This window comes from Azospirillum baldaniorum, from assembly GCF_003119195.2.
Classification (GTDB): Bacteria; Pseudomonadota; Alphaproteobacteria; order Azospirillales; family Azospirillaceae; genus Azospirillum; species Azospirillum baldaniorum.
In genome coordinates this window covers 868,929-893,896 of sequence record NZ_CP022254.1, presented here as the reverse complement: position 1 = coordinate 893,896, position 24,968 = coordinate 868,929, and the positions used below count along the sequence as shown (strand labels likewise).

Annotated in this window: 24 protein-coding genes and 1 tRNA gene; 12 read left to right on the top strand and 13 right to left on the bottom strand. The window is 69.0% G+C overall.

Translation table 11 applies throughout. The features are described 5' to 3' along the window. Positions 1 to 115 precede the first annotated feature (115 nt). Together Sp245p_RS18470 and Sp245p_RS18465 are read right to left on the bottom strand one after the other, a co-directional pair. Positions 116 to 502, bottom strand: coding sequence for a ribbon-helix-helix domain-containing protein (locus Sp245p_RS18470; protein WP_014197665.1), 387 nt, complete (start codon positions 500 to 502; stop codon positions 116 to 118). Between the two features lie 105 nt (positions 503 to 607). After that, complete coding sequence (locus Sp245p_RS18465; protein ID WP_165359984.1) at positions 608 to 4,120, bottom strand: cyclic nucleotide-binding domain-containing protein; 3,513 nt, start codon at positions 4,118 to 4,120, stop codon at positions 608 to 610. Positions 4,121 to 4,471: 351 nt separating this feature from the next. On the opposite strand from Sp245p_RS18465, the gene Sp245p_RS18460 reads away from it, so the two are divergent. Then, positions 4,472 to 4,546: transfer RNA gene (locus Sp245p_RS18460), tRNA-Gly, on the top strand. 245 nt (positions 4,547 to 4,791) lie between these two features. On the opposite strand, the gene Sp245p_RS18450 is transcribed toward Sp245p_RS18460, so the two are convergent. Then, a complete protein-coding gene (locus tag Sp245p_RS18450; protein ID WP_014197658.1) occupies positions 4,792 to 5,799 on the bottom strand; it encodes an inorganic phosphate transporter in 1,008 nt (335 codons plus the stop codon). Between the two features lie 4 nt (positions 5,800 to 5,803). After that, positions 5,804 to 6,457, bottom strand: coding sequence for a DUF47 domain-containing protein (locus Sp245p_RS18445; RefSeq protein WP_014197657.1), 654 nt, complete (start codon positions 6,455 to 6,457; stop codon positions 5,804 to 5,806). 254 nt (positions 6,458 to 6,711) lie between these two features. Between Sp245p_RS18445 and Sp245p_RS18440 the strand changes: the two genes are divergently transcribed. Genes Sp245p_RS18440 through Sp245p_RS18430 form a run of 3 tightly spaced genes read left to right on the top strand, consistent with a single transcriptional unit; the run spans position 6,712 to position 8,886 of the window. Further along, positions 6,712 to 7,752, top strand: a complete 1,041-nt coding sequence (locus tag Sp245p_RS18440) for an NUDIX hydrolase (protein ID WP_109138740.1) — start codon at positions 6,712 to 6,714, stop codon at positions 7,750 to 7,752. Between the two features lie 58 nt (positions 7,753 to 7,810). Next, complete coding sequence (rraA, locus tag Sp245p_RS18435; protein ID WP_014197655.1) at positions 7,811 to 8,308, top strand: ribonuclease E activity regulator RraA; 498 nt, start codon at positions 7,811 to 7,813, stop codon at positions 8,306 to 8,308. 44 nt (positions 8,309 to 8,352) lie between these two features. Then, entirely contained in the window at positions 8,353 to 8,886 is a 534-nt protein-coding gene (locus tag Sp245p_RS18430; RefSeq protein ID WP_014197654.1) for a P-loop nucleotide/nucleoside kinase family protein, read from the top strand. Positions 8,887 to 8,893: 7 nt separating this feature from the next. On the opposite strand, the gene Sp245p_RS18425 is transcribed toward Sp245p_RS18430, so the two are convergent. The 4 genes from Sp245p_RS18425 to Sp245p_RS18410 form a co-directional block, all read right to left on the bottom strand. After that, a complete protein-coding gene (locus Sp245p_RS18425; RefSeq protein WP_014197653.1) occupies positions 8,894 to 9,184 on the bottom strand; it encodes a hypothetical protein in 291 nt (96 codons plus the stop codon). 121 nt (positions 9,185 to 9,305) lie between these two features. After that, positions 9,306 to 9,782 carry a DUF2023 family protein gene (locus Sp245p_RS18420; RefSeq protein WP_109138739.1) on the bottom strand — a complete coding sequence of 159 codons (477 nt, stop codon included), beginning with the start codon at positions 9,780 to 9,782 and terminating at the stop codon, positions 9,306 to 9,308. Next, positions 9,761 to 10,243 (bottom strand): flavodoxin FldA, encoded by a 483-nt coding sequence (gene fldA, locus Sp245p_RS18415; RefSeq protein ID WP_014197651.1) that lies wholly within the window; start codon positions 10,241 to 10,243, stop codon positions 9,761 to 9,763. The genes Sp245p_RS18420 and fldA overlap by 22 nt, the downstream gene beginning before the upstream one ends. Before the next feature lie 182 nt (positions 10,244 to 10,425). Further along, the gene (locus tag Sp245p_RS18410; protein WP_014197650.1) at positions 10,426 to 11,631 is read right to left on the bottom strand and encodes an MFS transporter; all 1,206 of its coding nucleotides are present in this window, start codon (positions 11,629 to 11,631) and stop codon (positions 10,426 to 10,428) included. A gap of 140 nt (positions 11,632 to 11,771) precedes the next feature. On the opposite strand from Sp245p_RS18410, the gene Sp245p_RS18405 reads away from it, so the two are divergent. After that, positions 11,772 to 12,557, top strand: coding sequence for an AraC family transcriptional regulator (locus Sp245p_RS18405; RefSeq protein ID WP_014197649.1), 786 nt, complete (start codon positions 11,772 to 11,774; stop codon positions 12,555 to 12,557). Here Sp245p_RS18405 and Sp245p_RS18400 read toward each other — a convergent pair. Then, a complete protein-coding gene (locus Sp245p_RS18400) occupies positions 12,546 to 12,965 on the bottom strand; it encodes a hypothetical protein (protein ID WP_014197648.1) in 420 nt (139 codons plus the stop codon). The genes Sp245p_RS18405 and Sp245p_RS18400 overlap by 12 nt on opposite strands. Before the next feature lie 106 nt (positions 12,966 to 13,071). Here Sp245p_RS18400 and Sp245p_RS18395 point away from each other — a divergent pair, with 106 nt between their 5' ends. After that, a complete protein-coding gene (locus tag Sp245p_RS18395; protein WP_103041408.1) occupies positions 13,072 to 13,395 on the top strand; it encodes a helix-turn-helix domain-containing protein in 324 nt (107 codons plus the stop codon). A gap of 295 nt (positions 13,396 to 13,690) precedes the next feature. Here Sp245p_RS18395 and acnB read toward each other — a convergent pair whose 3' ends face one another. After that, positions 13,691 to 16,276: a bifunctional aconitate hydratase 2/2-methylisocitrate dehydratase gene (gene acnB / locus Sp245p_RS18390; protein ID WP_014197645.1), complete on the bottom strand. Its 2,586-nt coding sequence runs from the start codon at positions 16,274 to 16,276 to the stop codon at positions 13,691 to 13,693. A gap of 576 nt (positions 16,277 to 16,852) precedes the next feature. Between acnB and Sp245p_RS18385 the strand changes: the two genes are divergently transcribed. From Sp245p_RS18385 to Sp245p_RS18370, 5 genes are all read left to right on the top strand, one after another. Next, positions 16,853 to 18,460: a DUF2491 family protein gene (locus Sp245p_RS18385; RefSeq protein WP_246119792.1), complete on the top strand. Its 1,608-nt coding sequence runs from the start codon at positions 16,853 to 16,855 to the stop codon at positions 18,458 to 18,460. A 39-nt stretch (positions 18,461 to 18,499) separates the two neighbouring features. Continuing rightward, a complete protein-coding gene (locus Sp245p_RS18380) occupies positions 18,500 to 18,925 on the top strand; it encodes a DUF350 domain-containing protein (RefSeq protein ID WP_014197642.1) in 426 nt (141 codons plus the stop codon). 45 nt (positions 18,926 to 18,970) lie between these two features. Further along, positions 18,971 to 19,741, top strand: coding sequence for a hypothetical protein (locus Sp245p_RS18375; RefSeq protein WP_014197641.1), 771 nt, complete (start codon positions 18,971 to 18,973; stop codon positions 19,739 to 19,741). Between the two features lie 108 nt (positions 19,742 to 19,849). After that, complete coding sequence (locus Sp245p_RS34990) at positions 19,850 to 20,017, top strand: hypothetical protein (protein WP_014197640.1); 168 nt, start codon at positions 19,850 to 19,852, stop codon at positions 20,015 to 20,017. A 112-nt stretch (positions 20,018 to 20,129) separates the two neighbouring features. Then, positions 20,130 to 21,389 carry a M16 family metallopeptidase gene (locus Sp245p_RS18370; protein ID WP_014197639.1) on the top strand — a complete coding sequence of 420 codons (1,260 nt, stop codon included), beginning with the start codon at positions 20,130 to 20,132 and terminating at the stop codon, positions 21,387 to 21,389. A gap of 85 nt (positions 21,390 to 21,474) precedes the next feature. Here the strand turns inward: Sp245p_RS18370 and Sp245p_RS18365 are convergent, their stop codons facing one another. Further along, on the bottom strand, positions 21,475 to 22,488 hold the full coding sequence (locus Sp245p_RS18365; RefSeq protein WP_014197638.1) for a DUF2125 domain-containing protein: 1,014 nt from the start codon (positions 22,486 to 22,488) through the stop codon (positions 21,475 to 21,477). A 108-nt stretch (positions 22,489 to 22,596) separates the two neighbouring features. Between Sp245p_RS18365 and Sp245p_RS18360 the strand changes: the two genes are divergently transcribed. Beyond that, positions 22,597 to 23,235 carry a gamma-glutamylcyclotransferase gene (locus tag Sp245p_RS18360; protein WP_014197637.1) on the top strand — a complete coding sequence of 213 codons (639 nt, stop codon included), beginning with the start codon at positions 22,597 to 22,599 and terminating at the stop codon, positions 23,233 to 23,235. A 7-nt stretch (positions 23,236 to 23,242) separates the two neighbouring features. On the opposite strand, the gene Sp245p_RS18355 is transcribed toward Sp245p_RS18360, so the two are convergent. Both Sp245p_RS18355 and Sp245p_RS18350 read right to left on the bottom strand, forming a co-directional pair. Next, on the bottom strand, positions 23,243 to 24,220 hold the full coding sequence (locus Sp245p_RS18355; RefSeq protein WP_014197636.1) for an NAD-dependent epimerase/dehydratase family protein: 978 nt from the start codon (positions 24,218 to 24,220) through the stop codon (positions 23,243 to 23,245). Positions 24,221 to 24,238: 18 nt separating this feature from the next. Next, a complete protein-coding gene (locus Sp245p_RS18350) occupies positions 24,239 to 24,859 on the bottom strand; it encodes an ABC transporter substrate-binding protein (protein WP_014197635.1) in 621 nt (206 codons plus the stop codon). Positions 24,860 to 24,968: the final 109 nt, after the last annotated feature.

Here is a 24,968-nt window from a genome sequence, read left to right as displayed (position 1 = left end):
CGGTGCAAGCCGGACGTTGCGTCGTTCAATCCGACGCGGCGATTCCTCACAGGCGAGTGGTTGAAACCGTCCCGTTGTCGGCACACGCGCGGTTCGGTGGGATGCCGCCAGGAAATCAGCCTTCCTTGGCCGGCTGGGCGGGAGGCAGGTCGAAGGGGGTGCTGACAAAGGGGTCGCCGCGGCCATGGCCGGCGCGGTCGTGACCTTTCTCGGTCGCCGCCTTGCGGTAGTAGCCGACGATGAACACACGGACCGCGTTGGCCAGCGACACGGCAACCCCGCGCGACCGTCGGGACTGAGAATCAAGGCGGTCCTTGAGATCGCTGCACAACTCATCCACGGTCAGGTCTTCCCGGTGGCAGATGTCGTCCAACGCTTCCCAGTAGGAGGGCTCCAGGCGAAGCTGCGTCGGATGTCCGAACAGCTTGACGGTGCGCGCCACCAGCGGGATGGCGCTCAGCGGCGATGGTGCGTTGGACGCCCGTGAATCCTGACCCGACATAGCCCTGTATTCCTTGAATGTCAGCCGTGTTTTAAGTCACGCAGCCAATATAGCGCGATTGAAAAAATTTGCGACGATAAAACTCCCCAGACGTGCAGAGTGGCCTTACGGCACGTCACCCGACTCTCCCGCCATATCCTTCAGCATGTACAGATTGGTGACGACGATAAAACCTTTGTTATAGGTAATAGCGCCTGAGTTGCGCAGTGCACGCAGGCTTTTGTTCACCATCTCGCGGGTAACACCCAACATTGCCGCCAGGGCTTCTTGTGACACGGGTTGGTTGATCCGCAAGCCCGCAGGGGTCTTCTGCCCATAGGTGTCGCCGAGCAACAGGATACGTCGGGCCAGCCGGCGCGGCACGTCGTGAAAAACCGCATCCTCGATGTTCTCCGATACCCAGCGCAGCCGTTCGCACAGCACGCCCATCATCCGGATGCACAAGGAAGGATGCCGTTCCAGGAAGGAGATGAATTCAGGGCGGTCGATGCGGAACAGTTCCGCCGGGCGGAGCGCGGTGGCCCCGGCGGTGCGGTCCTTGCCGTCGATCAACGCGATTTCCCCCAGCACGTCACCGGGGTTCAGGATGTTGAGCAGCATCGTCTTGCCGTCCTCGGATGAGGTCGAGACGGCGATCTGCCCCTTCATGATGGCGTACAGGCAATCCCCGGGATCGCCCTTGCTGAACACGGTCTGGTTTTCGCTGAACCGCGACACCCGGCCCAGCGCGACCAGCTCCTGCATCCGGGCGTCGTCGAGAACGCCCAACATTCGGTTGCGCCTCAGGATGCCGGCGACGTCCTTCAGTAAGGCCATGGCGTTCGCGGTCCCGGTTGAGTGCCGTCGAACCGTTGATGGCACCCGGCGGGCGATCAGTCCAGCGGATTCCCCGTCTGGCACCGCCCGCCGTCCCGCAGGGCGCGGTCCCACAGGGCGGTGTGCTCGAAATGGAAACGCGCCTCCGGCGCACGCCCGCCGCCCGCGGCCCAGCGGCGCATGGTCTGGAGAAGGTCCAGCGCATCCTCCCGCTTCTGGTCGCACCGTCCGGTGGGCAGCCAGTTGCGGAGATCGGCGAGTTCCTCCTCCGGCAGCCCCTCGGCGGCGGCGAGGCGGAACACCCGGCCAAAGCCGCGCTCGCGATAGGGCAGGGCCTTGGCGATGGCCTCCAGCCGCCGTGCCGTGGCCGCGGGGACGACGCCCTCGCGGGGCATTGGCCAGCGCCAGGCTGCGCGCCTGCTCCAGCTTCTCCTGCGCTTCCGGAAAATGCCCCTTGTCCACCAGCATGCCGCCCAGCCGCATCAGCCCCTGGATGCGCAGCTCCATCGTCCCCTGGTTGCCCAGATGGTCGAGGGCGCTGCGGCTGAGCGCGATGGCTCCGTCCAGCACGCCGTAGACCCACTGGAAGGACGCCTTGAGCGACGTCGCGCGGGCGTAGCGGATGCGGTCGCCGATGCCCAGCGCCATGTCCCGTGCCTCCTCCAGAGGGTCGCCGGCCAACTGGCGCCCCTGGGGCAGCAGGACGAGGGGAATGCCGATCCACAGGTCGATCCGCCGCTGGGTGTTGCGGCGGGTGTCCGGCAGATGGTCCAGGGCCTTCAGAGCCTGCTCGTAGAAGCGTCCGGCGTCGAAATGCTTGCAGCGCATCTCCGCCCGGCGGCCGGCCCGGCGGCCGTAGGCGCAGGCGAGTGGCCAATCCTCGGCGTAGAAGGCGTGATGGGCGATCAGCTCCGCCCGGTTCGGCAGGTTGCGGTCGGACCGCCGCCGCAGGGCGTGCAGAACGCGCCCGTGCAGCGGTTGGCGCTCCCGCTTGGTCAGGGTGGCGTAGGCGACCTCCTGGACCAGCGCGTGGCGGAAGGTCAGTTCCAGGTTGGGCAGCAGGCGGGAGCGTGCGAAGAAACCACTCTGCTCCAGCCGGGCCAGAGCCGACGGCAGTTCGGTGGCGGGGATCGGAGACACCGCGCGCAGCAGGCCCAGATCGACCGACGTGCCGATCACCGCCGCATGCATCAGCACCCGCCGCGGTCCGGGCTCCAGCGCGTCGATCCGCGAAGCGAGCAGGCCGTGCACCGTGGCCGGCAGAGACATCCGGGCGTCGGCCTTGCCCAGGCTGTAGCGGCCCGGACTGCCGACGATGGCCCCGGTCGTCTCCAACGTGCGCAGCGACTCCTCCAGATAGAGCGGCACGCCCTGGCTTTGCGCCGCGACGCGCGCCTTCAGGTCGGCCAGCGAGGGGCTGTGGCCCAGCCAGTGGTCGAGGAACTCGTCGGCCTGCAAGGGCTCCAGCGGTTCGAGCGCGAGGGCATGGACGGAGTCCGGCGCAGTCCAGCCGCCCGGCGAATCCGGGCGCGAGGTGGCCAGGACGAAGACGCGGGCGTCCTCCACCCCTTCGGCAAGGGCGTCCAGCAGGCGGTTGGTCAGCCCGCGCGTCCAGTGCGCGTCCTCGACGAGGATCAGCAGCGGGCGCTCCACCGACAGCTCGCGGATCGCCGCGACCAGCCCTTCGATGCTGAAATCGGCCTTCTGGGCCGGGTCGAGCCCCTGCCACAGCGGATGGACGGAGGGCTGGCCGAGCAGTTCCCGCATCGCTTCGCCGGCCAGTTCGCCGCCGTTGCGCGCCGCGGCGGCGGTCAGGCGGGCCACCGCCGGACCATTCAGTGTCGGGTCATCCCGTGTGCGGCCATCCGGTGTGGGGCCATCCATCGCAGGGCCGTCCGCCGCTCCGCAGACCGCCAGGGCGAGGCAGCGGGCCGCCGCCTCCAGGTCGTCGGGGTCGCCCAGGCGGCGGATCGGGAATTGCGGCCAGATGGCGATGGTGAAGGCCGCGGCCTCCGGGCTGCGCATCAGCTCGCCGGTCAGCCGGGACTTGCCGATGCCGGCCTCTCCGATCAGGATGGCGCAGGCGCCGTGGCCCCGCTCGGCCCGCCGCAGCGCGCCGGTCAGCATGGCCAGTTCCGGTTGGCGCCCCACGAACAGGGTGCCTTCGGCGGACAGCAGGTCCATCGCCGTGCGCCGCATCGCCCGCGCCGCTTCCAGGGCGAAGGCGGTCACCGGCTCCGCCGTGGCGGACAGGCGCAGCGTCCCCGCCGGACGGACGCTCAGGCCCTTGGGCACGAGGTCCAGCGTCTCGCGGCTCAGCAGCACGCTGTTGGGGTGCGCCCGCTGCTGCAGCTTGGCGGCGACATGCACCGTCTCGCCCACCGTGCGGTAATCGGTCCAGACGCCCGTCTCGATGATCTGGGCCACCACCTCGCCGGAGCTGATGCCGACCCGCATCTTGAACTCGTCCGAATCGATGGCCGAGCGGGCGATGTCCTGCGCGGCGAGGCAGGCGCGCAACGCGTGGTCCTCCTGCGCGGAGGGCGCGCCGAACACCGCCATGATGCCGTCGCCCAGCACCTGGGCCACCGTGCCGCCGTAGCGCTCTACCGAGTCGGTGAGGACTTGCAGAATGGTGAGAAGGGTCTGGTCGGCCTCCTCCGGGTCGCGGCCCGACACCATGCTGGAGGATTCGACGATGTCGGCGAACAGGACGGTGACGACCTTGCGTTCCGCGCTGTTGCGCCGGGTCGCCCCGCTATCCGCCAATTCCGGGGCGCGCGTGGCGTCGGGTGCGGGCATGGGCCGGCAGGACGCCTTCCGAGGCGCCGCCGTGGGCATCGGTTGCGATTCGCCCAGATCCATATCCGTTCCGGCCATCGAAGCCCCCCTGCGGAGCGTCATCGGCATGTTAGAGGAAACAAACCCGAATGCGCAGACATTCAAAACAACGGTTGGGTAATTCCGTTGTGAACGAGGCAGCGTAACATATGTTGGTATGTTTTATCGCGCAATCCGCAAGCGGCGGGCCCCGCCCGCCTGCATTCCTGCCGTGCCGCGGCTCCTTCGACGCACGGATTGGTGTCGCGTGAAAAAATAGGCTTGCCTTGGCCGCCGCCGGGGCGTATACGGGCGCTCCTCCGCTGGAGCGGCGCGGGCGTAGCTCAGGGGTAGAGCACAACCTTGCCAAGGTTGGGGTCGAGGGTTCGAATCCCTTCGCCCGCTCCATTTTCAGCGCGGATGGTACGAAAAAGGGCGGCCTCGGGCCGCCCTTTTCGCGTTCTGCGCCGTGTCGCTGCGCTGGGTCGCCGGGGTGGAAGCCGGTGGCGGGCCTTTCGGCCCGCCGGCCCCGCTAAAGCGGATTGCAATCCGCTTTGGACCGCGACGGCGGTCCCGGTCGCACATGCGACCGGAGCCCGCCGGCGAATGAGGCGATATGTGTCTAAAGCGAACGGAAGTTCGCTTTAGGTCTGTCACCACAGCGCCAGCGACAGCTCGTAGAAGAGCGCGCCGACGACGGCGGTCGCCGGCAGAGTGATGACCCAGGCCATGACGATGCCCTGCGCCAGCCCCCAGCGCACCGCGCTGGTGCGGCGGGCGGCGCCGACGCCGATGATGGCCCCGGTGATGGTGTGGGTCGTGCTGACCGGCACGCCGAGCCACGTCGCGACGAACAGGGTGATGGCCCCGCCGGTCTCCGCGCAGGAGCCCTGGACCGGCTTCAGGTCGGTCAGCTTGGACCCCATGGTCTTGACGATGCGCCAGCCGCCGAACAGCGTGCCCAGCCCCATCGCGGCCTGACAGGTGATGACCACCCAGAAGGGCACGTGGAAGGTTTCCCCCAACAGGCCCTGGGAATAGAGCAGGACGGCGATGATGCCCATGGTCTTCTGGGCGTCGTTGCCGCCGTGTCCCAGGCTGTAGAGCGCGGCGGAGCCGATCTGGATGTGGCGGAACAGCCGGTCGACCGCGAAGGGCGTGCTGCGCCGGAAGATCCAGGACACCGCCACGATCATCACGCTGGCCAGCAGGAAGCCGACCACCGGCGAGACGACGATGGCCGCGGCGGTCTTCGCCAGACCGGACACCACCACGGCGTCCAGCCCGGCCTTCGCCACGCCGGCCCCGACGAGGCCGCCGATCAGCGCGTGGGAGGAGCTGGACGGGATGCCCAGCCACCAGGTGAAGACGTTCCAGACGATGGCGCCCATCAGCGCGCCGAAAATGACGTGCGGGTCAACCACCCCCGCCCCGACGATGCCGGTGCCGATGGTGGTCGCCACATGCAGCCCGAAGAACAGGAAGGCGATGAAATTGAAGAAGGCGGCCATCGCGACGGCGGTCCGCGGCGACAGCACGCGGGTGGAGACGACCGTCGCGATGGAGTTGGCCGCGTCGTGCAGCCCGTTGAGGAAATCGAAGAGGAGGGCGACGCCGATCAGCCCGATGAGGATGGGCAGGGCGAGGGTAGCGGCTTCCATGGGATCAGACCTGTTCGACGATGATGCCGTCGATGGTGTCGGCCACGTCCTCGCACGCATCGAGCACGCGTTCCAGCAGCTCGATGATCTCGCGTTGAAGGGCGTGTCGGTGGGTGATGGGGGAGTCGAGCCCGCCGCTCTCGTCGCGCAGCCGGTGATTGGCCTCGCGCAGGAGCCGGTCGCCTTCGCTCTCGATCCGCGAGACCTCGGCGGTCATCGCGTGGAGTTGCTCGACGTGTTTGGGGATGTCGCGGAGCAGGGGGATGCCCGCGCTCAGCCGGGCGGTGCAGCGCACGATGGCATCGGCCTGGGCGTGCATTTCCGGTGTGTAGTCGGTGAAGCCCGCCTCCACGAGGTGACGCGCGGTCTCCTCGATGAGGTTGAGCACGTCGTCCATCCGCTTGCCGAGTTCCTGGATGTCCGAACGGTCGAAGGGCACGATGAAGGTGCGGTGGACGGCGAGCTGGATCTCCTTCTCGATGGCGTCGGCCTCGCTCTCGACCCGGCGGATGGTCTGGAACCGCTCCTCCAGGTCCTGGCCGCTGGCCATCATCGCCCGCAGCGCCTCGGCGCCCGTGGCGACGGTCCGGGCATGCTCGGCGAACAGGTCGAAAAACCGTTCTTCGCGCGGCATCAGGGCCCGGAACAAATTCAGCATGCGTGGTTCTCCAACTTACGCCGGCCTGCAGGGCTGGGAACCCGCACGGACGCGTGCGAGCCTCAGCGTCGCGGCTGGTGTAACATCCCCGGCGCCCGTGGGGAGTCACAAAAGTGTCATGCCGGGCCGGCTTGCGGCGAGATTTCACGGGGGTACCCGGCGGAAAGACCGGTGATTTGCCGCGGCGGGCCGCTTATCCTGCCGCCGACGGATCGGCAACGGGGTGGCGCGTGGCAGGGGAAACACGGAACGGCTTGGAAACACGGAACGGCTCGGAAACACAAATCGGCCTGACGGCGGCCATCGTTTCGGTGGGCGTGTCCCCGGCGAACGGCGCCGAGCCGCGTGTGGTGACCGTGCGCAGCGGCTTCGAGATCCCCGAATCGCACCGCCGCGGCGACGAGCCGCCGCCCCACCGCGACGCCCTGCCGGGCGCCCCCTTCGATCCCGAGCGCTTCCGCACGCTTCAGGACGGCCTGCGCGCGGTGGCGGAGGACGCGGCCGGGCTGACCCTGCGCTATGTCGAGCAGCTTTACAGCTTCGGCGACCGCTACCGCGACCCGCACGAGCTGTTCGGCGGCCCGCGCTCGCTGGTGGTCGGCTATCTGGCCTTGCTGCGCGAGGCGCCGCTGCGCATCGACGGCGCGGAATGGCGCGGCCTGTACGAGTTCTTCCCCTGGGAGGACTGGCGCGATTCGCCGCCTGCGCTGCTCGATTCGGTGATCCGCCCGGCGCTGGCCCGTTGGGTCGCCGCGGCGCCGGACGAGCCCGCCCGCGCCCGCCGCGGCGAGCGCGCCCGCATGGCCTTCGCCCTGGACGGCGGGGAATGGGATTCCGAACGGGTGCTGGAACGCTACGAACTTCTCTACGAGGCCGGGCTGGTGGTGGAGGCGTTCCGCGACCACGACCTGGCCCGCCGGGCGGGGGTGGAGGAACGGACGGTGCGGCTGGAGATGCCCCGCGCGTTGGGCCGCCCGATGGCCCGCGACGGCCGCCGCGTCCTGGCGACGGCGCTGGAGCGGCTGCGCGGCAAGCTGAAATACCGCCCCATCGTGTTCGAGCTGCTGCCCCCGACCTTCACCCTGCACCGGCTTCAGCAGGTGGTCGAGGCGCTGTCCGGCGAGCGGCTGCACAAGCAGAATTTCCGCCGCCTGATGATCTCCGGCGGGCTGGTGGAGCCGACCGGCCAGTATGAGAGCCAGACCGGCGGGCGCCCCGCCGAACTCTACCGCTTCCGCCGAAGCGCCATCCTGGAGCGCACCAGCACGGGGGCTATCGCCGCCCCGGAGGATTGACCATCGCCGATCTGGGGGTATTCTCCCGCCAATGCCTAAAGAAGGGGAGCGAAAGCGCATGACCGACTTCGACAGCACCTGCGACCTCTACGACCGGTTCGAGAAGACCGCCCGCGTCGCCGACCCCGTCTTCCGCGATTTCGGCCGGCGTTGCAAATTCAGCGGCGCCGCGGTGACCGTGAAGTGCTTCGAGGACAATTCCCGCGTCAAGGAGCTGCTGGGCACGCCGGGGCGGGGCAAAGTGCTGGTGGTGGACGGCGGCGGCGGCCTGCGCGCCGCCCTGATGGGCGACCTGATCGCCAAGGACGCGGTGAAGAACGGCTGGGAGGGCGTGGTCATCCACGGCTGCGTCCGCGACGCCGCGGTGCTCGCCACGCTGGACCTGGGCATCAAGGCGCTGGCGGCGATCCCGCGCAAGACCGTCCGCAACGGCGAGGGGCAGAAGGATCTGCCGGTGACGCTGGCCGGCATCCGCATCAATCCCGGCGATCTCGTCTTCGCCGACGAGGACGGCGTGCTGGTTCTGACTCCGGAGGAGTTCGGGGCGGCCGCGTGACGGGTGTGGAACGAGGCAGGCTCCGGCCCTGAAATGAGTGGCGCATGTTGATCGTCCTCGGCGGGCTGCCTGGAGCCGGCAAAACGACCATCGCCCGTGTGTTGGCGCGCCGGCTCGGCGCGTTTCATCTGCGGATCGATACGATCGAGCAGGCGATTCGCATGGCCGGCGGCGCCGACGGTGAGGCTGTCGGTCCGCAAGGCTATGTGGTCGCCTACGCCCTGGCCGGCGATAATCTACGGCTGGGTGCCACCGTGATCGCGGATTGCGTCAACCCTGTCCGGATCACGCGCGAGGCGTGGCGCGCCACGGCGCTTCACGCCGGGGTGCCGCTGGTCGAGGTGGAGGTCGTGTGCTCGGACCCGGTGGAGCACCGGCATCGGGTGGAAACCCGCCACGGCGACATCGCCGGGCACCATCCGCCCTCCTGGGCGGCGGTGATGGAGCGCGACTACGAGCCGTGGGACGGGCCGGCCGTCGTCGTCGACACGGCGGGCCGCGCGGTCGACGCCTGCGTCGCGGCGATTCTGGCAGCTCTGCCGATCCGCTCGCCCGACGGCACCGGGCGCCATCGATGAGGCGGGATCAGCCCGCGACCTTCTCCCAGCCCATCTTCTGGTACCGGTATTCCAGGATCGTCGGCGCCGCGCAGGCGTAGCCGACCCAGACGCCCAGCGTCATCAGGGCACCGACCGGCCACAGCGGGATGGAGATGAGGATGAGCGCCGCGTGGATCGCGGCGTGCAGCCACTCGGCCTTTTTCGCGAAGTAGACCGGGCCGAGCAGGAAAGCCCAGAGGATCTCGCGGTTGGTCACCGCCTCCCGCTGGCCGTTCTCCGGATTCTCGAACATCATCCCGGACGGAGCCGCCGCCATCCCTGCCTCCCTTTGGTTGTTTAGTTCTATTTGGGGAGGCAGTCTGGACGACGGCGGCCCGGCCTGTCGAGGCCGAAACGGCCTTTTTCCGGATGGTGGAGACGGTGTTCCGACGGATGGGTCAGGACACCGCCCCGTCCCGCCCGGCCCCGTCCCGCCCGGCCCCGTCCCTTCCGGCCCCGTCCCTTCCGGCCCCCTCCCTTCCGGCCCCCTCCCTTCCGGCCCCCTCCCTTCCGGCATGGGCCATGGCCAGGAAGCGCCGGCACTGCTGCTCGCGGTCGTAGCCGAGCAGCGTGCCGAGGATGAAATCCTCCTCCGGGGTCAATTGGTTCAAAGGCTTGCGCACCACGCTGCGCACCATCGCGACGCAGGCCGGGTTGCCGAAGAAGACGTTGACCTTGGCCTCGGTCACCGTCTGGACGTGGTAGTCGACGAACCGCTCCGCCAGCTTGCGGGTCACCGTGTCGGCGTCGCGCGTGCTGAGCGTCATCATGACCATGGGCCGGACGCCCTTGCTGTACTCGTAAAGATGGTGTCCGAGCAGGTGGACGGGCATGGACAACCCGTCATGAGGCGTCACGCCAGCTGGCTGATCCATGCGGTGATCCGTTTGTCGGTTTGGGAGGACTGGTTGTCCTGGTCGAGCGCCAGCCCGACGAACCGCCCGTCGCGCTCGGCGGTGGAGCCCGAATGCTCGTAGCCGGTGGTGTCGGTGAAGCCGACGACGACCCCGCCCTGCGCCACCACCTGATCGTAGAGCGTGCCCATGGCGTCCACGAAGGACTCCGGGTAGGTCACCTGATCGCCGGTGCCGAACAGGGCGACCTTCTTGCCGTTCAGGTTGGCCGCCGTCAGCGTGCCGAAATTGGCCTCCCAGTCGCATTGCAGGTCGCCCACGCCATAGGTCGGCGCGCCGAGGATCAGCAGGTCGCAATCCTCGAAATCCGCAGCGGAGGCGCGGGCGATGTCGACGGTCTTTCCCTGAATCTTCTTCGCGATGCGCGAGGCGACCGACTTGGTCGCGCCGCCGTCGGAGCCATAGATGATCGTGACGTTCATGGTCTCTCTCTGGGCAATCCTGTGGGCCAATCGGATCAGGGCCGGCAAGCAAAGGCGAGAACGTCCGGCCTGCATCGAATGATAATAAGAATGAGTCGCATTTGCAATATGACCATGACGGATTTGTGGGAATTCCGCGAAGGGGAGGCCGCGCCGTGGGGGCGGCGCGGCTCTCGGGCGCTTCAGGAGTCCTTGTGCGGGGAAACGTTGGGCAACAGCGCGGCGAACAGGCCGAGCAGGGGAACGGCCGAGCAGGCCTGGAAGACGAAGCTGATGCCCTTCCAGTCGGCCAGGACGCCGAGCCCGGCGGCGGCCATGCCCCCGATGCCGAAGGCCAGACCGAAGAACAGCCCGGAGACCATGCCGACGCGGCCGGGCATCAGTTCCTGCGCGTAGACGATGATGGCGGGGAAGGCCGAGGCCAGGGCCAGCCCGATCACCGCGCTGAGCGCGACCGTCGCCGTCAGCCCGACATGGGGCAGCAGCAGCGTGAAGGGCAGGATGCCGAGGATCGAGATCCAGATGACCGTCTTGCGCCCGATCCGGTCGCCGACCGGCCCGCCGATGATCGTCCCTGCCGCCACCGCCGCCAGGAAGACGAACAGGCAGAGCTGCGCGGAGTCCGGCGCCATGGCGAACCGCTCCATCAGGAAGAAGGTGTAGTAGCTGGTGAGGCAGGCCAGATAGACGTATTTGGACAGGATCAGCACCATCAGCACGGCCAGCGCCCGGTTCACCTGCCCGCGGGTCAGGCCGGGGTGACGGACCCCGGCGCCGCGGCGGACCGGGCGGGCGTGGTCGCTGCGCGCGTACCAGCGTCCGATGCCGGTCAGCAGCGCCATACCGCCCAGGGCGGCGAGCGCGAACCAGGACAGGCTCTCCTGCCCGCGCGGCAGGATGATGTAGGCGGCCAGCAGCGGCCCCAGCGCCGAGCCGGCGTTGCCGCCCACCTGGAACAGCGACTGCGCCAGCCCATGCGCACCGCCGGAGGCCAGACGGGCGATCCGCGACGCCTCGGGGTGGAAGACCGAGGAGCCGAAGCCCAGCAGGGTCGCCCCGATCAGCAGCGCCGCGTAGTTCGGCGCGAAGGCCAACGTGACCAACCCGACCAGCGACGCCCCCATGCCGATGGTCAGGGAATAGGGCGCCGGCCGCCGGTCGGTGGCGAGCCCGATGATCGGCTGAAGCAGCGAGGCGGTGATCTGGTAGGTCAGGGTGAGCAGGCCGATCTGCGCGAAGCTGAGGTCGAATCCGCCCTTCAGGATCGGGTAGATCGCGGGCAGCAGGGACTGGATCAGGTCGTTCAGCAGATGGCAGACGCTGATCGTCCCCAGGACGGGCAGGGCCGTCCCCCCGGCCTTGGGCCGGGACAGGGTGGTGTCGGTCACGGAAGGAAGCCTTTTTTGGCGCTTGGCCGGGTTTGGCGCTTGGCCGGCGGGCGGCGCGTTGCTTGGTGTGGAGCAGCAGCTTATGGTGAGCCGTGACGGCCTGCCACCGCGGGCAGGCCGATTTCTTACGAGACTGGGCCATGGTCCGGAACCTGCGCATTGAGACGGTCGAGGAGTCGCCCCGCCCGCTGATCACCCTGGGACAGGATCACGCGGACGGCACCGTGCTGGCCGCCCACACGCACCGGCGCGGCCAGCTGCTGTCCGGGGCGACGGGGACGCTGCTGCTGTCCACCGCCCAGGGACGCTGGGTGATGCCGCCCCATTGCGGGTTGTGGATTCCGCCGGGTGTCCCGCACGAGGTCCGGATGATCGGGATGGTGATGACGCAGAGCCTCTATCTGGCCCCAGCGCTGGCCGACACCATGCCGGGCCGCTGCGAGGTGGTGGCGCTGTCGCCCTTCTTCCGCAGTCTGATCGGGCGGGCGATCGACGTGCCGGTGGACTACGACCCGGACAGCCACGACGGCGCGGTGATGGCGTTGCTTCTGCACGAGATGCGGCGGCTTCCGGTGGAGCCGCTGTCGCTGCCCTTTCCCGCCCACGCCGCCCTGGCGGAGCGCTGCCGGCGGTTCCTCCAGGAGCCGACGATCCAGGCGACGATCGAGGCGTGGAGCGACGGTCTGGGCATGAGCCGCCGCAACTTCACGCGGCTGTTCCGGCGCGAGACGGGGCTGAGCTTTGTGGAATGGCGCCAGCAGGCGTGCTTGGTGTCCGCCCTGCCGCGGCTGGTCGCCGGGGTTCCGGTGACGACGGTCGCGCTGGATCTCGGCTATGACAACCCGGCGGCCTTCACGACGATGTTCAAGCGGACGCTGGGGGCGTCGCCGCGCATGTATCTCGCCCGGACGGCGTCAGCCGGGTGACGGAGCCGAGGCCAAGCGCTGGATGCGCTTCCGCACCGCCTCGGAGCATCCGCCGGTGGCATGCAGGCCGGTGATGCGCTGAACTGGCGCGTTTGCCCCATGAGCGGTCAGGACAGCCTCAGTCTGCCGCCGCTCGTGAATGGCGCCGTCGAATCGCTGGGCCAACTCGTCCCATAGAAGCGCATCGATACCTTGGCGGACCGCGGATTGTAGGAACGGTGTGCGCAGATCGATGAAGCCCCAACCACAGATTTCGTGGGTAACCTGCTCGTTGGCGGCCACATCGGCGGCTTGCAGCCAGCGCTGATGGGCGACATATCCGGATATATGGTCGCTGGCGTAGGTGGAGATGGTTGCGAACTGCGCGATGAGGAACGGTGCGAGCAGGGCTGATCGGGACACGCTCATAGCGACCTCCCAACGGATCGTCAGAAATCGTTTAAACGGTACGTTTAAAAATTTTCGTCCAAACGTAAGTCGCCCAAGCCCTTTCGTCCAGAACAAATTGGCAGCGATGATTGAGGTTGGACGAGCATTGCGGGCACGCGCCGAAGAACTCGGGCTTTCGGACACGGAAGTCGCCCGGCGTTCCGGGCTGGATGTGGGCCGCTACGGCAACTACGTGCGTGGAGCGCGCGAGCCCGATTTCCAGACGTTCTTGCGGATTTGTCGGGTGCTTCTGACCACGCCGAATGCGATTCTGGGCGTGGAAGAACCGCTGAAAACGGAACAGGATGAAGTGCTGGCTGCTTTTGCTGCACTTGATGCGGATGGGCGAACATTGGCGCTCAAGCTCATTCGAGCCATGGTCGAGCATCAGGTGTTGCGTGAAAGTTGAATAGAATCCTGCCAGCCCGACATCGGTGAAGGGGCCGGCTCATCGGCTGGTCAGTTGCGAGAAGTGGCATCGCAAGGAAGATCAGCCACAGAGGCGCAAAGACACAGAGAATCAATGGATGGCGCATCGCCTCCAAATCCTCTGTGTCTCAGCGTCTCTGTGGTTAACCCACGGCAATGAAGAAGAAAAGCCCCGCCGGAGCGATCCCGGCGGGGCTTTTCATTAGCGCAGAAGTCCTCGTGCTTGGCCCCCCTCCCGGCCTCCCCCCGCTGGGCGGGGGGAGGGGAAGAGTGGATCAGGCGGCGACCGTGTCGGCCACGTCCTGGAACTCCTTGATCTGGTCGAAGTTCATGTAGCGGTAGATGTCGCCGGCCTTCTGGTTGACGACGCTCACCTGCTCCAGATACTCGGCCGGGGTCGGCAGCTTGCCCAGCAGGGCGGCCACGGCCGACAGCTCGGCGGAGCCGAGATAGACGCGGGTGTCGATGCCCAGGCGGTTCGGGAAGTTGCGGGTCGAGGTCGAGATGGCCGTCGAGCCCTTGCGGATCTGCGCCTGGTTGCCCATGCACAGCGAACAGCCGGGCATCTCCATGCGGGCGCCCGACTTGCCGAGAACGCCGTAATAGCCTTCCTCGGTCAGGATCTGGGCGTCCATCTTGGTCGGCGGGGCGATCCACAGGCGGGTCGGGATGTCGGTCTTCCCGTCCAGGATCTTTCCGGCGGCACGGAAGTGGCCGATGTTGGTCATGCAGGAGCCGATGAAGACCTCGTCGATCTTGTCGCCGGCAACCTCCGACAGCAGCTTCACGTCGTCCGGGTCGTTCGGGCAGGCGACGATCGGCTCCTTGATGTCGGCCAGATCGATGTCGATCACCGCGGCGTACTCGGCGTCGGCGTCCGGCTCCAGCAGCGACGGGTTGGCGATCCAGTCCTCCATCGCCTTGATGCGGCGGCCGAGCGTCCGGGCGTCCTCGTAGCCGTTGGCGATCATCCACTTCATCAGGGTGATGTTGGAGCGCATGTACTCGATGATCGGCTCCTTGTTGAGCCGGACGGTGCAGGCGGCGGCGGAACGCTCGGCCGAGGCGTCGGACAGTTCGAACGCCTGCTCCACCTTCAACTCGGGCAGACCCTCGATCTCCAGGATGCGGCCGGAGAAGATGTTCTTCTTGCCCTTCTTCTCCACCGTCAGCAGGCCCTGGCGGATGGCGTAGAGCGGGATCGCGTTGACGAGGTCACGCAGCGTGACGCCCGGCTGCAGCGCGCCCTTGAAGCGGACCAGCACCGATTCCGGCATGTCCAGCGGCATGACGCCGGTGGCCGCGGCGAAGGCGACGAGGCCCGAGCCGGCGGGGAAGCTGATGCCGATGGGGAAGCGGGTGTGGCTGTCGCCGCCGGTGCCGACGGTGTCGGGCATCAGCAGGCGGTTCAGCCAGGAGTGGATCACGCCGTCGCCCGGACGCAGCGCGACGCCGCCGCGGGTCGAGATGAAGGTCGGCAGCTCGCGGTGGGTCTTGACGTCCACCAGCTTCGGATAGGCCGCGGTGTGGCAGAAGGACTGCATGACCAGATCGGCGGAGAAACCGAGGCAGGCCAGATCCTTCAACTCGTCGCGGGTCATCGGGCCGGTGGTGTCCTGCGAGCCGACCGTGGTCATCTTCGGCTCGCAATAGGTGCCCGGACGCACGCCCTGGCCTTCCGGCAGGCCGACCGCGCGGCCGACCATCTTCTGGGCGAGCGTGAAGCCCTTGCCGCTGTCGACCGGGGAGGACGGCAGGCGGAACAGGGTCGACGGGGCGAGGCCCAGAGCCTCACGGGCGCGGGCGGTCAGGCCGCGGCCGATGATCAGCGGAATGCGGCCGCCGGCGCGCACTTCGTCGAAGATCACGTCGGACTTGACGGTGAACTCGGCGATCACCGCGCCGTTCTTCAGCGCCTTGCCCTCGTAGGGGCGCAGCTCGACCGTGTCGCCCGTCTCCATCTGCGAGACGTCGAGTTCGATCGGCAGGGCGCCGGCGTCTTCCATCGTGTTGTAGAAGATCGGGGCGATCTTGGAGCCCAGGCAGACGCCGCCGAAGCGCTTGTTCGGGACGTAGGGGATGTCCTCGCCCGTCCACCACAGCACGGAGTTGGTGGCCGACTTGCGCGAGGAGCCGGTGCCGACCACGTCGCCGACATAGGCGACGAGGTTGCCCTTGGCCTTCAGATCCTCAAGCTGCTTGATCGGGCCGCGGACGCCGGCGTCCTCCGGCACGATGCCGGGGCGCGGGTTCTTCAGCATGGCCAGGGCGTGCAGCGGGATGTCCGGGCGCGACCAGGCGTCCGGGGCCGGGGACAGGTCGTCGGTGTTGGTCTCGCCCGACACCTTGAAGATGGTCAGCGTCAGGCTGGCCGGAACCTCGGGACGCGAAGTGAACCACTCGGCGTCGGCCCAGGACTGGATCACCGCCTTGGCGTTGGCGTTGCCCTTGTCGGCCAGTTCCTTGACGTCGTGGAAGTAGTCGAACATCAGCAGCGTGGTCTTCAGACCGGCGGCGGCGGCCTCGCCGCACTCGGCGTCGCCCAGCAGGTCGATCAGCGGCTTGATGTTGAAGCCGCCGAGCATCGTGCCCAGCAGTTCCGTCGCCTTGACCTTGGAGATCAGCGGCGAGGTCTCGTTGCCCTTGGCGAGCGAGGCCAGGAAGGCGGCCTTGACCTTGGCGGCGTCGTCGACGCCCGCCGGGACGCGGTGCGTGATGAGATCGACCAGGAAGGCTTCCTCACCCTGCGGCGGGTTCAGGAGAAGGTCGACCAGCTCCTCGGTCTGCTTGGCCGAAAGCGGCAGGGCGGGAATTCCGAGCGCGGCACGCTCAGCGACATGCTGGCGGTAAGCTTCAAGCACGGTGCGGTCCTCTCATCCAAGGTTGCTCAACAGTCGTCCGATTCCCCGACCCGGGGGCGCGCTCGCGGACCCGGCTTTTTTGCCCTTGCGGCGTCTTGCCACGCCGCTGGTCCTACCATTCCGGAAGGAACTTCCGCGGAACGGAGATGTCTTACGTCGCCACCTTGGGAGTCGTCAAGTCAACGCTCCGCCTGCGACACGTTTTCAGGTGCCGGCCATAGAAGTGGTATTACAACTTGCTCCCGCCGGGCCTGTGGAGGGGTGGCGATTTCCTGAATTTCTCATGGTCTTTGCAATGAACGCCCCGCCGGGGTTTCTGCGCGGGCCGCCGCATCACCATGTCTAAACCGCCGGAGAAGAGGTTGATGGTGAACAATTGGGCATGTAGGGTGTTCTGGCCGGCATCCACGGCACCGTGCAGGCCCCATGCCCTCAGGCCCCATGTCTCCTGGCCCCAAGCCCTCTGCCACAAAGCCTCTTCGGAACCGGGCCGCTGCCCGGTTTCTGGGCGTTCTTCTGGCGCTGGCGCCGCTCCAGCCGCTGCCCGCCGCCGCTCCCGCGGCGGTGCCCGCCGGAATGGCAGCGGCCACCGCCGCGCTGCTCTGGCCGCAGGAGGCGGAGGCGCGGGCCGGAGGGGGCCGAAGCTCCAGCGGGGGATACAGCCGCCCGGCCGTGCGCACCCCGTCCTTCTCCACCCGCTCCGCCCCCTCGCGCACGCCGTCCACCGGCAGCGGCGGCTACAGCCGTCCCCAGAGCGGGCCGTCCTACGGCTTGCCCGGCGGGTCGCCGTCCGGCGGCGGCGATCTGGGCGTGTCGCGGCGGTCGAGCGGAGAGGCGTTGGACCGCTACCGGGCGCAGCAGCAACAGCAACAGCAACAGCGGGAACGCACCCCGCCGGTCGCCGCGCCGGCTCCCCGTTCGGGGTCAGGGTCCGCTTCCGGGTCCGGCTGGGGCGGAGGAGGATGGCAGGGCGGCGGCTGGGGGTCGAGTTCCGGCTCGGGCTGGGGGCAGCGGCGCACCGGCGGCTATGGGCCGGGCGGCTGGTACGGCGGCTGGCGTCCGCCGGGCTGGGCCTATGGCAGCCGTCCCAGCTTCGGGCTGTGGAACGGGCTGTTCCTTTGGTTCCTGCTCGACAACCTGACGCGCCCCGGCTACGCCGACTGGTTCCACAACCACCAGGGCGACCCTGGCTACGCGGAATGGCGCGCTGAGGCGGAGCGGCGCGCGCAGGGCGACCCCGACCTGCGCCAGCGCCTGGACGATCTCGACACCCGCCTGCGCGCGCAGGAGGACCGGCCGCGTGATCCCGGCTATCTGCCGCCGGACATCCCGCGCGACGTCGCGCAGGCCGCGCCGGAGACGCCGTCCGCTCCCGAGAGTTCCACCGAGGGCTCGGGGGGTGGTTTGGGCACCCTGCTTCTTCTGATTGTGCTCGTCGGGGGGATGGTGGCGGGGGTGACCATCCTGCGCCGCCGCTCGTCGGGCTCCCGATCCGGAGGTTCCGCCATGACCCGTTCGCCCTGGGGCACCGCCGCCAGCACCGCCGCCGGCATCGTGAAGGCCAAGGCCACCGGCGCGTCCTACGAACCGTCGCTGTTCCGCGTGGGCATGACGCTGACGCCCGATCCCACGCCCTTCCTGCTGGGCGGCGGCGCGATCAAGGCCGCAGCGCCGGAGGGGGCCGGCTCGATGGTCAGCGTGGCGGCCGTCGGCACGCTGACGGGCGGCGGCGTGACCCTGCACCGGCTGTATCTTCCGGGCGGGAGCGGCTTCTACCAGCTTCATCTGGGAGCCGGCGGAGCGCCGGACGAATGCCGCTGGTTTTCCGTGTTGGACGAGGTGCACCCCACCGACAACGACGAATGGGGCTTTTGGCTGGACCCCGGCGACGGGATGATCGGCTATCCGCAGTTCCAGACCAAGGACGGCAAGCTGTACGGGCGGCAGTGGTCGCCCGGCGCGTCCCGCATCGCCCCCGTCACCTTCGACGAGACGCTGACCGACCACCGCGGCAGCCGCACCCGCCGCCTGACCGCCATGCTCTACGCGGCTCCCACCGGCGCCGCGGACCCGGCGCCGCGGACCGAGTATGTGCTGGTCACGGCGGTGGAGGACGGCGGCGAGGCGTGGGTGGAGGTCCGCGCCGGCATCGACGTCAACCCCGCCTCCCTTTCTCTCGCCTGATTTTCCCGCCCGATCCCGCCAGCCCGTATGGAAGACACCATGGACACCAGCGTCGCGCAAATCCTGCAGGGCCTTGAATCCGGCCTGCCGCTGCTGCTTCTGCATTTCGGAGCGACCCTGGCCCTGTTCCTGATCGGGGTGGCCGTCTACGTCGCGGTCACGCCGCTGCACGAGCGCGAGCTGCTGGCCAGCGGCAACCAGGCCGCCGGCGTGGTGCTGGGCGGCACGATGGTGGCGCTGGCGATCCCGCTGGCGGCAACGCTGGCGACCAGCCTCGTCCTGGCGGACATCCTGATCTGGGGAGCCGTTGCGCTGGTGCTGCAATTGATTACCTTCCTGATCGCCATCTGGCTGTTCCGCGACCTGCGCACGATGATCGAATCCGGCAATGTCGCCGCGGGCACGGCGCTGGCCGGACTCCAGATCGCCGTCGCGCTGCTGAACGCCGGAGCCATGGCGGGCTGAAGACCCGCTCAAACAGGCCCGCCCAAACAGAGAGGAACCGCAACCATGATCTCGTTCATCCGCAACCTCGTCGGGGTGAAGACCGATCAGGCCGTCCAGTCGGCGGTGGAGGCCCTGGTGCGCTGGGACCCCAAGGCCGCGACGGAGGCCGAACTGCGCACGATGGAAGAGCATCTGGACAGCCTCGGCCTTCAGGTCGCGCAGGCCCGCGCCGCCTATGAGAAGGAGCAGAAGGAGGCCGACGCCATCCTCCAGCTGTCGCGCCAGCGCATGGCCGCCGCCGAGCATCTGCAGCGCCAGATGGAGTCGGAAGCCGACGCCGGTCGCAAGGCCCAGCTCGAAAAGAGCCTGGAAACGCTGGTGGGGATGCTGGAACAGATGGCTCCGGACATCGACCGTGAAGAGCAGGACGCCGTGGACGCGCGCGAGTTCCTGACCATGCTGGAGACGACCTACGCCGAGGCTGGCGGCAAGCTGAAGGCCGCCCGCAGCGCGTTGCAGCGGGCCGAACGGGACATGGGCCGCGCCGCCCAGCAGCGCGACATGGCCGAGCAGCGGGCGGAGGCGGCCCGGCAGGCGGCGGGGCTGAGCGGCGCCACCTCCAGCCTCGGCACGGCGCTGAAGGCGATGCAGGACGCGGCGGCCCGCGATCTTGCCCAGGCGGAGGCGTCCAGCGCCAAGGCCCGCCTGTTGAAGCCGTCCAAGCCGGAAGAGGACGATCCCAACATCAAGGCGGCGCTCGATGCCGCCACCGGAGCGAAGCCGGCGCCCAGCAGCCTGTCCGACCGTCTGGCCTCCCTGAAAAGCCGGCATTGAGGAATGAATAGGATCATCCTATCGGTGAGATAGGATGATCCGTATCGATCCTATCGAACGTCTCCGCCATGATGCGAGCAGTGAAAGTCTGCTCGGTGGAGGACGACCATGCGCAGGTCCATGGCGGAGCTGTTGAACGAACTGGAACGGCACGGCGTGCGGCTGCTGCCGGGCGGGCGTCTGCTGGTGCCGGGCGACGTTCCGGCACCGCTGCTGATGCGCGCCCACCGCAACCGCCGCGCCCTCAGCGCCGCTTTGGCGCCGCCGCGCGGTTGACGACGCACTTGACCCCAAACCGCGGGGCGTTGTTCCTGCGCGGACGGCGCCCCACGTCAATGCAACGCCCCCGATGTTCCGGGCGATCCCGTGCCATACCAGGAGACCCTGTGTGACGATCCAACTGACCACCCTCGCCAACGGATTTCGCGTGCTGACGGACCACCTGCCGCATCTCGGCACGGTGACCAGCGGCGTCTGGGTCGGCGTCGGGGCGCGCAACGAACGGCCGGCGGTGAACGGCATCGCCCATTTCCTGGAGCATATGATCTTCAAGGGAACGGAAAGCCGCGACGCGCTGGGCATCGCGCTGGAGATCGAGAACCGCGGCGGCGAGTTCAACGCCTACACCGACTACGACGTCACCGCCTATTACACGCAGATGGCGGCCAAGCACGTCGACGTCTCCTGCGAGATCATCGGCGACATCGTCCTCAACTCCGTCTTCCCGGAAGAGGAGGTGGAGAAGGAGCGCGGCGTGGTCATCCAGGAGATCGGCCGCTACGCCGACGAGCCGGAGGACGTGGTCTACGAGGCGTTGCGCCGCACCGCCTTCGACGGGCAGGCGCTGGGCCGCCCGATCCTCGGCCCCAAGGAGAACGTCGCGGGTTTCGGGCGGGAGCATCTGTTCGATTACGTGTCCCATTACGACCCGCGCCGCATGGTCTATGTGGTGTCCGGCAACGTCGATCACGGCACCGTGGTGCGCCGGGCGGAGGCGCTGTTCGGCCATCTGACCGCCAAGGATGACCCCTTCCAGGAGACGGTCGTCAACAAGGGCGGGGCGGCGCTGCTGAAGCGCGACGCCGAGCAGGTGCATTTCATGGCGGCCTTCCCCGGCGTCGGCACCGAGGATTCGGCGAGCTACGCCCTGCGCCACCTCGCCAACATCCTGGGCGGCGGCATGACCTCGCGCCTGTTCCAGGAGATCCGCGAGAAGCGCGGGCTGGTCTATTCGGTCTACGCGGCACCCATCCAATACTCGGACGGCGGCGCCCTCAGCTTCTACGCCGGCACCGGGCCGGAGGAGGTGGCGGAGCTGGTGCCGGTCTTCTTCGAGGAACTGCGCAAGGCCCGCGACGGCGTGACCGCGGTGGAACTGGAGCGGTCGAAGGAGCAGATGCGCTTCTCGGTCGGCAAGTCGCTGGAATCGACGATGCGCCGCGCCGACCGCTTCGCCCGCACGCTGCTGCGCACCGGCGAGGTGCGGACCATCGAGCAGATCTTCGAGCGCATCGACGCCGTGACGCCGGAGGATGTGGCGGCGGCGGCCAACCGTGTGTTCGCCGGCCCGATGGCGGTGTCCGCGGTCGGCAAGCTGGACCATCTGCCGTCCTACGAGGACATGCAGGGGATGCTGAAGGCGGCGTGAGGGTGTTGCGTCGCGACGTCTTGCCCCCTCCCTAACCCTCTCCTGCGAAAGCGGGGGAGGGCCGGGGTGGGGGCAGGGCGTCGCCCTACCAGACCACCGCCGGCAGCGCCGCGACCTTCAGCGGCCCCAGGAACAGCCCGCGGTTCTGCACGGTGACCGGGGCGGTCAGCACCGGCTCGCCGTTCGGACCGGTAGGGCGGGCCAGCAGGCCCAGCATCGTGCGGGCCATCGCCAGTTCCTTGGGCCGGAACATCCCCTGGAGCGCGTCCAGAACCGCCTGATACCCGCGCACCTCCGCGGTCAGCGCGGCCTGCGGCTGCAAGGCGGAATCCAGCGCCAGCGTGCCGTTCATCGCCAGCTTCAGCGGTCCCCAATCCACATTCAGCCCGTCGATCTGGAGCGTGCCGCCGTCGCGGCTCCAGGCTGACAGGCTGACCGGCTCCGGCTTCGGTGGCTGGCCGAGGATGCGCGCGGTCAGCAGGAGCCGCTGCACCTCGCGGCCCAGCGAGTCCGGTGCGCCGTCGGGCAGGGTGGCGCCGCGCGCCTCCAGCGTGACCGACAGGCCGGTGTCGCTGTGGCTGGCCGGTGGCGCGGCGGGCTGGGTGGCGGTCAGGTCCAGGGCAGCGATGGGGACGGGCAGGGCGTCGGGCTGCGCCACGAGGTTGGTGAAGGCCAGCCGCGCCTCGACCGGCTGGCCGGTCAGGGTGAGGCCGACATGCCCCTGGCCGCCGTCGCGGGCGACCAGCGTGAAGGGAGGCTGGCTGGGCTGCACCACCGTCACCCGCTGCTCGCCGGGCAGCGACAGGGCGATGCGCGTGTGGTTCCACGGTGGCGCCTCCGCCACCAGCTGGGCGCCCCGCCATTCCACGTCGCGGGTGGCGAGGTGCGGCGCCTCCAGCGCGGCGCGGATGGTGAAGGGATAGCCGCCGACGCTCAGCCCGCCATGGGCCACCACGGCGCCCGCCGCCCGCTGCTCGTCCATCCAGGCGAGCACGCCGCGCTCCACCGCCGCCGCGGCTTGCCACCACCACACCGAATAGGCGCCGGCCAGCAGGGCCAGGGCGAGAACGGCGAAGCCCAGGATCTTCCGAACGCGCATCTGTGGCATTTCCGTTTTGTGGCACCCACCTTATAGCGGGCGGCCAGGGGCCGTGCTAGCATTCACCGTGTCGCCACCAGTCGGCGCACGCTGCATTACTTAAGGGTCATGCTGCTCGATACGCAATCGCCTGTTGCCGAGCTTCCGGTCACCGAACCGACGCAGCGCACGGCATCATCCGCCTCTTCCTGGTCCGCCGACATCGTCGTGACGCCCGGCGCCGACCTCTGGGTCTTCGCTTACGGCTCGCTGATGTGGAACCCGGAGTTCCCCTTTCTGGAGCGCCATCCGGCGGTGCTGGGCGGCTACCATCGCCGCTTCTGCGTGTCCTCCCACCGCTACCGCGGCACGCCCGAGCGGCCCGGTCTGGTGCTCGGGCTGGACCGCGGCGGCTCCTGCCGGGGCATCGTCTTCCGCGTGGCGGCGGAGCGGGTGCCGGAGACGCTGGACTGTCTGTGGGACCGGGAGATGCTGAACCGCGTTTATCGGCCGAAGCTGCTGCCGGTGCGCCCACGCGACGGCGGGGAGCCGGTCACCGCCTGCACCTTCGTCGTGGACCGCCGTCACCGGCAATATTGCGGCTGCATGGACGAGATGGCGATGGCCGAGCGCATCGCCTGCTGCCGGGGCGAGCGCGGCCCGAACCTGGACTATCTCGCCAACACGGTCGCCCATCTGGAGGCCATCGGCATCCACGACCGCGGGCTGTGCAGCCTGCTGACCGCGGTGCGCGCGCGGATCGGCTGACGAACAGTCACGCCAACGCCGCCCTCAGGCTCGCGTCCAGCGGCCGGACCGTGTAGCCCAGTTCCCGCATCGCCTTGCCGCTGTCGAACCCGCCACCGCCCAGCGCCAGCCGGACTCCGGTGACCGGCGCGGTCGGTGGGCGGCGGGTCACATGGTCGGACAGCCATTCCTCCACCCGCGCGGCCCCCAGCGCCAGGGCGGGCGGCACGGAACAGCGACGGAGCGGCGGGCGCCCGCAAAGCCGGTCGATCCGCCGCACCAGATCGCCCAGCCGGATGTCCATGCCGCCCAGAATGTAGCGCTCCCCGATCCGCCCTCCTTCCACGGCCAGGATCATCCCCTGCGCCACGTCGCGCACGTCCACGAGGTTCAGCACGCAATCGAGGATCAGCCGCGGCCCGCCGCGCCGGAACAGGCGCAGCATGGCGTTCGGCGGGGTGGGCAGCCGGTCGCCGGGGCCGATGGGCGCCGTGGGGTTGACCACCACCACCGGCAACCCCTGCGCCGCGGCGGCCAGCGCGTCCTTTTCCGCGAGATACTTGGACCGGCAGTAGGCACCGGCCAGCGCCTCCGGCCCCGGATCGGCGCTCTCGTCCAGCCGTTGGGGCAACCGGCGGGGCGGCGGGTGGCCGATCATCACGGCTTCCGTCGAGCAATGGAGAAAGCGCCTCAAGCCCGGCGTCCGCGCCGCCGCGTTCAGAACCGCCTTCGTCCCTTGCCGGTTCACCCGGTCGAAGACGGTCGGGTCGCGGTCCCACAGGGTTGCCACGGCGGCGAGGTGATAAACCCGCTCCACCCCCTCCAGCGCGCGGGCGACGGCCGCCGCATCGAGGATGGAGCCGCGGTGAAACTCCACACCGGTCGGCCGATCATGCGGCGGCTCCTGCCGGTCGAGGATGCGCACCCGCTCGCCCCGCGCCGCCAGCGCCGCCACCAGATGCCCGCCGATGAAGCCGCTGCCCCCGGTGACGAGGGTGATGCCCATGCGCCTCCGCCTCCGCCTCTAGGCCCCGCCGAGGATGCGGTCGGCGTTGCTGTTGAGATCGCGGGTCAGGGCGGCCAGCCCGCCGCCGCGCAGCGTGTTCTGGAACTCCGAGCGCTGGGTGGCGAGCTGGCTGACCGTGCCCTTCGCCAGCACGTCGAGGATGCGCCAGCGGTCGCCCTCCGGACGCAGCAGGTAGCTCAGCCGCACCGGCGTCTTGCCCGCGCGCACCAGATCGGTGTCGACCAGCAGCATCCCGCGCGGGGCGGGCCGCTCGCCGACGATCTCGAGCCGCTGGCCGTCGTAGCTGTCGAAACGGTCGACATACTGCGCCGCGCTGCGCCGGGCGAAGGCGTCCAGCGCCTGCCGCTTCTCCGGCTCCGCCGACTGGTCGAAATAGGGGGCGGCGGCGACGCGGAGCGCCGCTTCCAGGTCGAAGGTGTCGAGCATCACCGGCAGGAAGCGCTGGAGCCGCACCCGCGCCGGCTCCCGTCCCGCGGCCTCCCGCATCAGGGACAGGATGGCGTCGTTCAGCCGCGCCACCGTGGCGCGGGCGCCCGGCGTGGTGCCGGCTTGCTGAGCCACGGCGGGGACCGGCAGCAGGCCAGCCGCCAGAACGGCCAGCGCGAGCGCGGCGCGCATCCATGTTCGGCGTGAGAAAGACCCAGTCATCGCGGTGCGCCCCGTCCTGTTCCGGCAAGAGTCGATGGGAATCTGCCCGTTCGGGGCAGATGGATTCAACCGTCCGTAT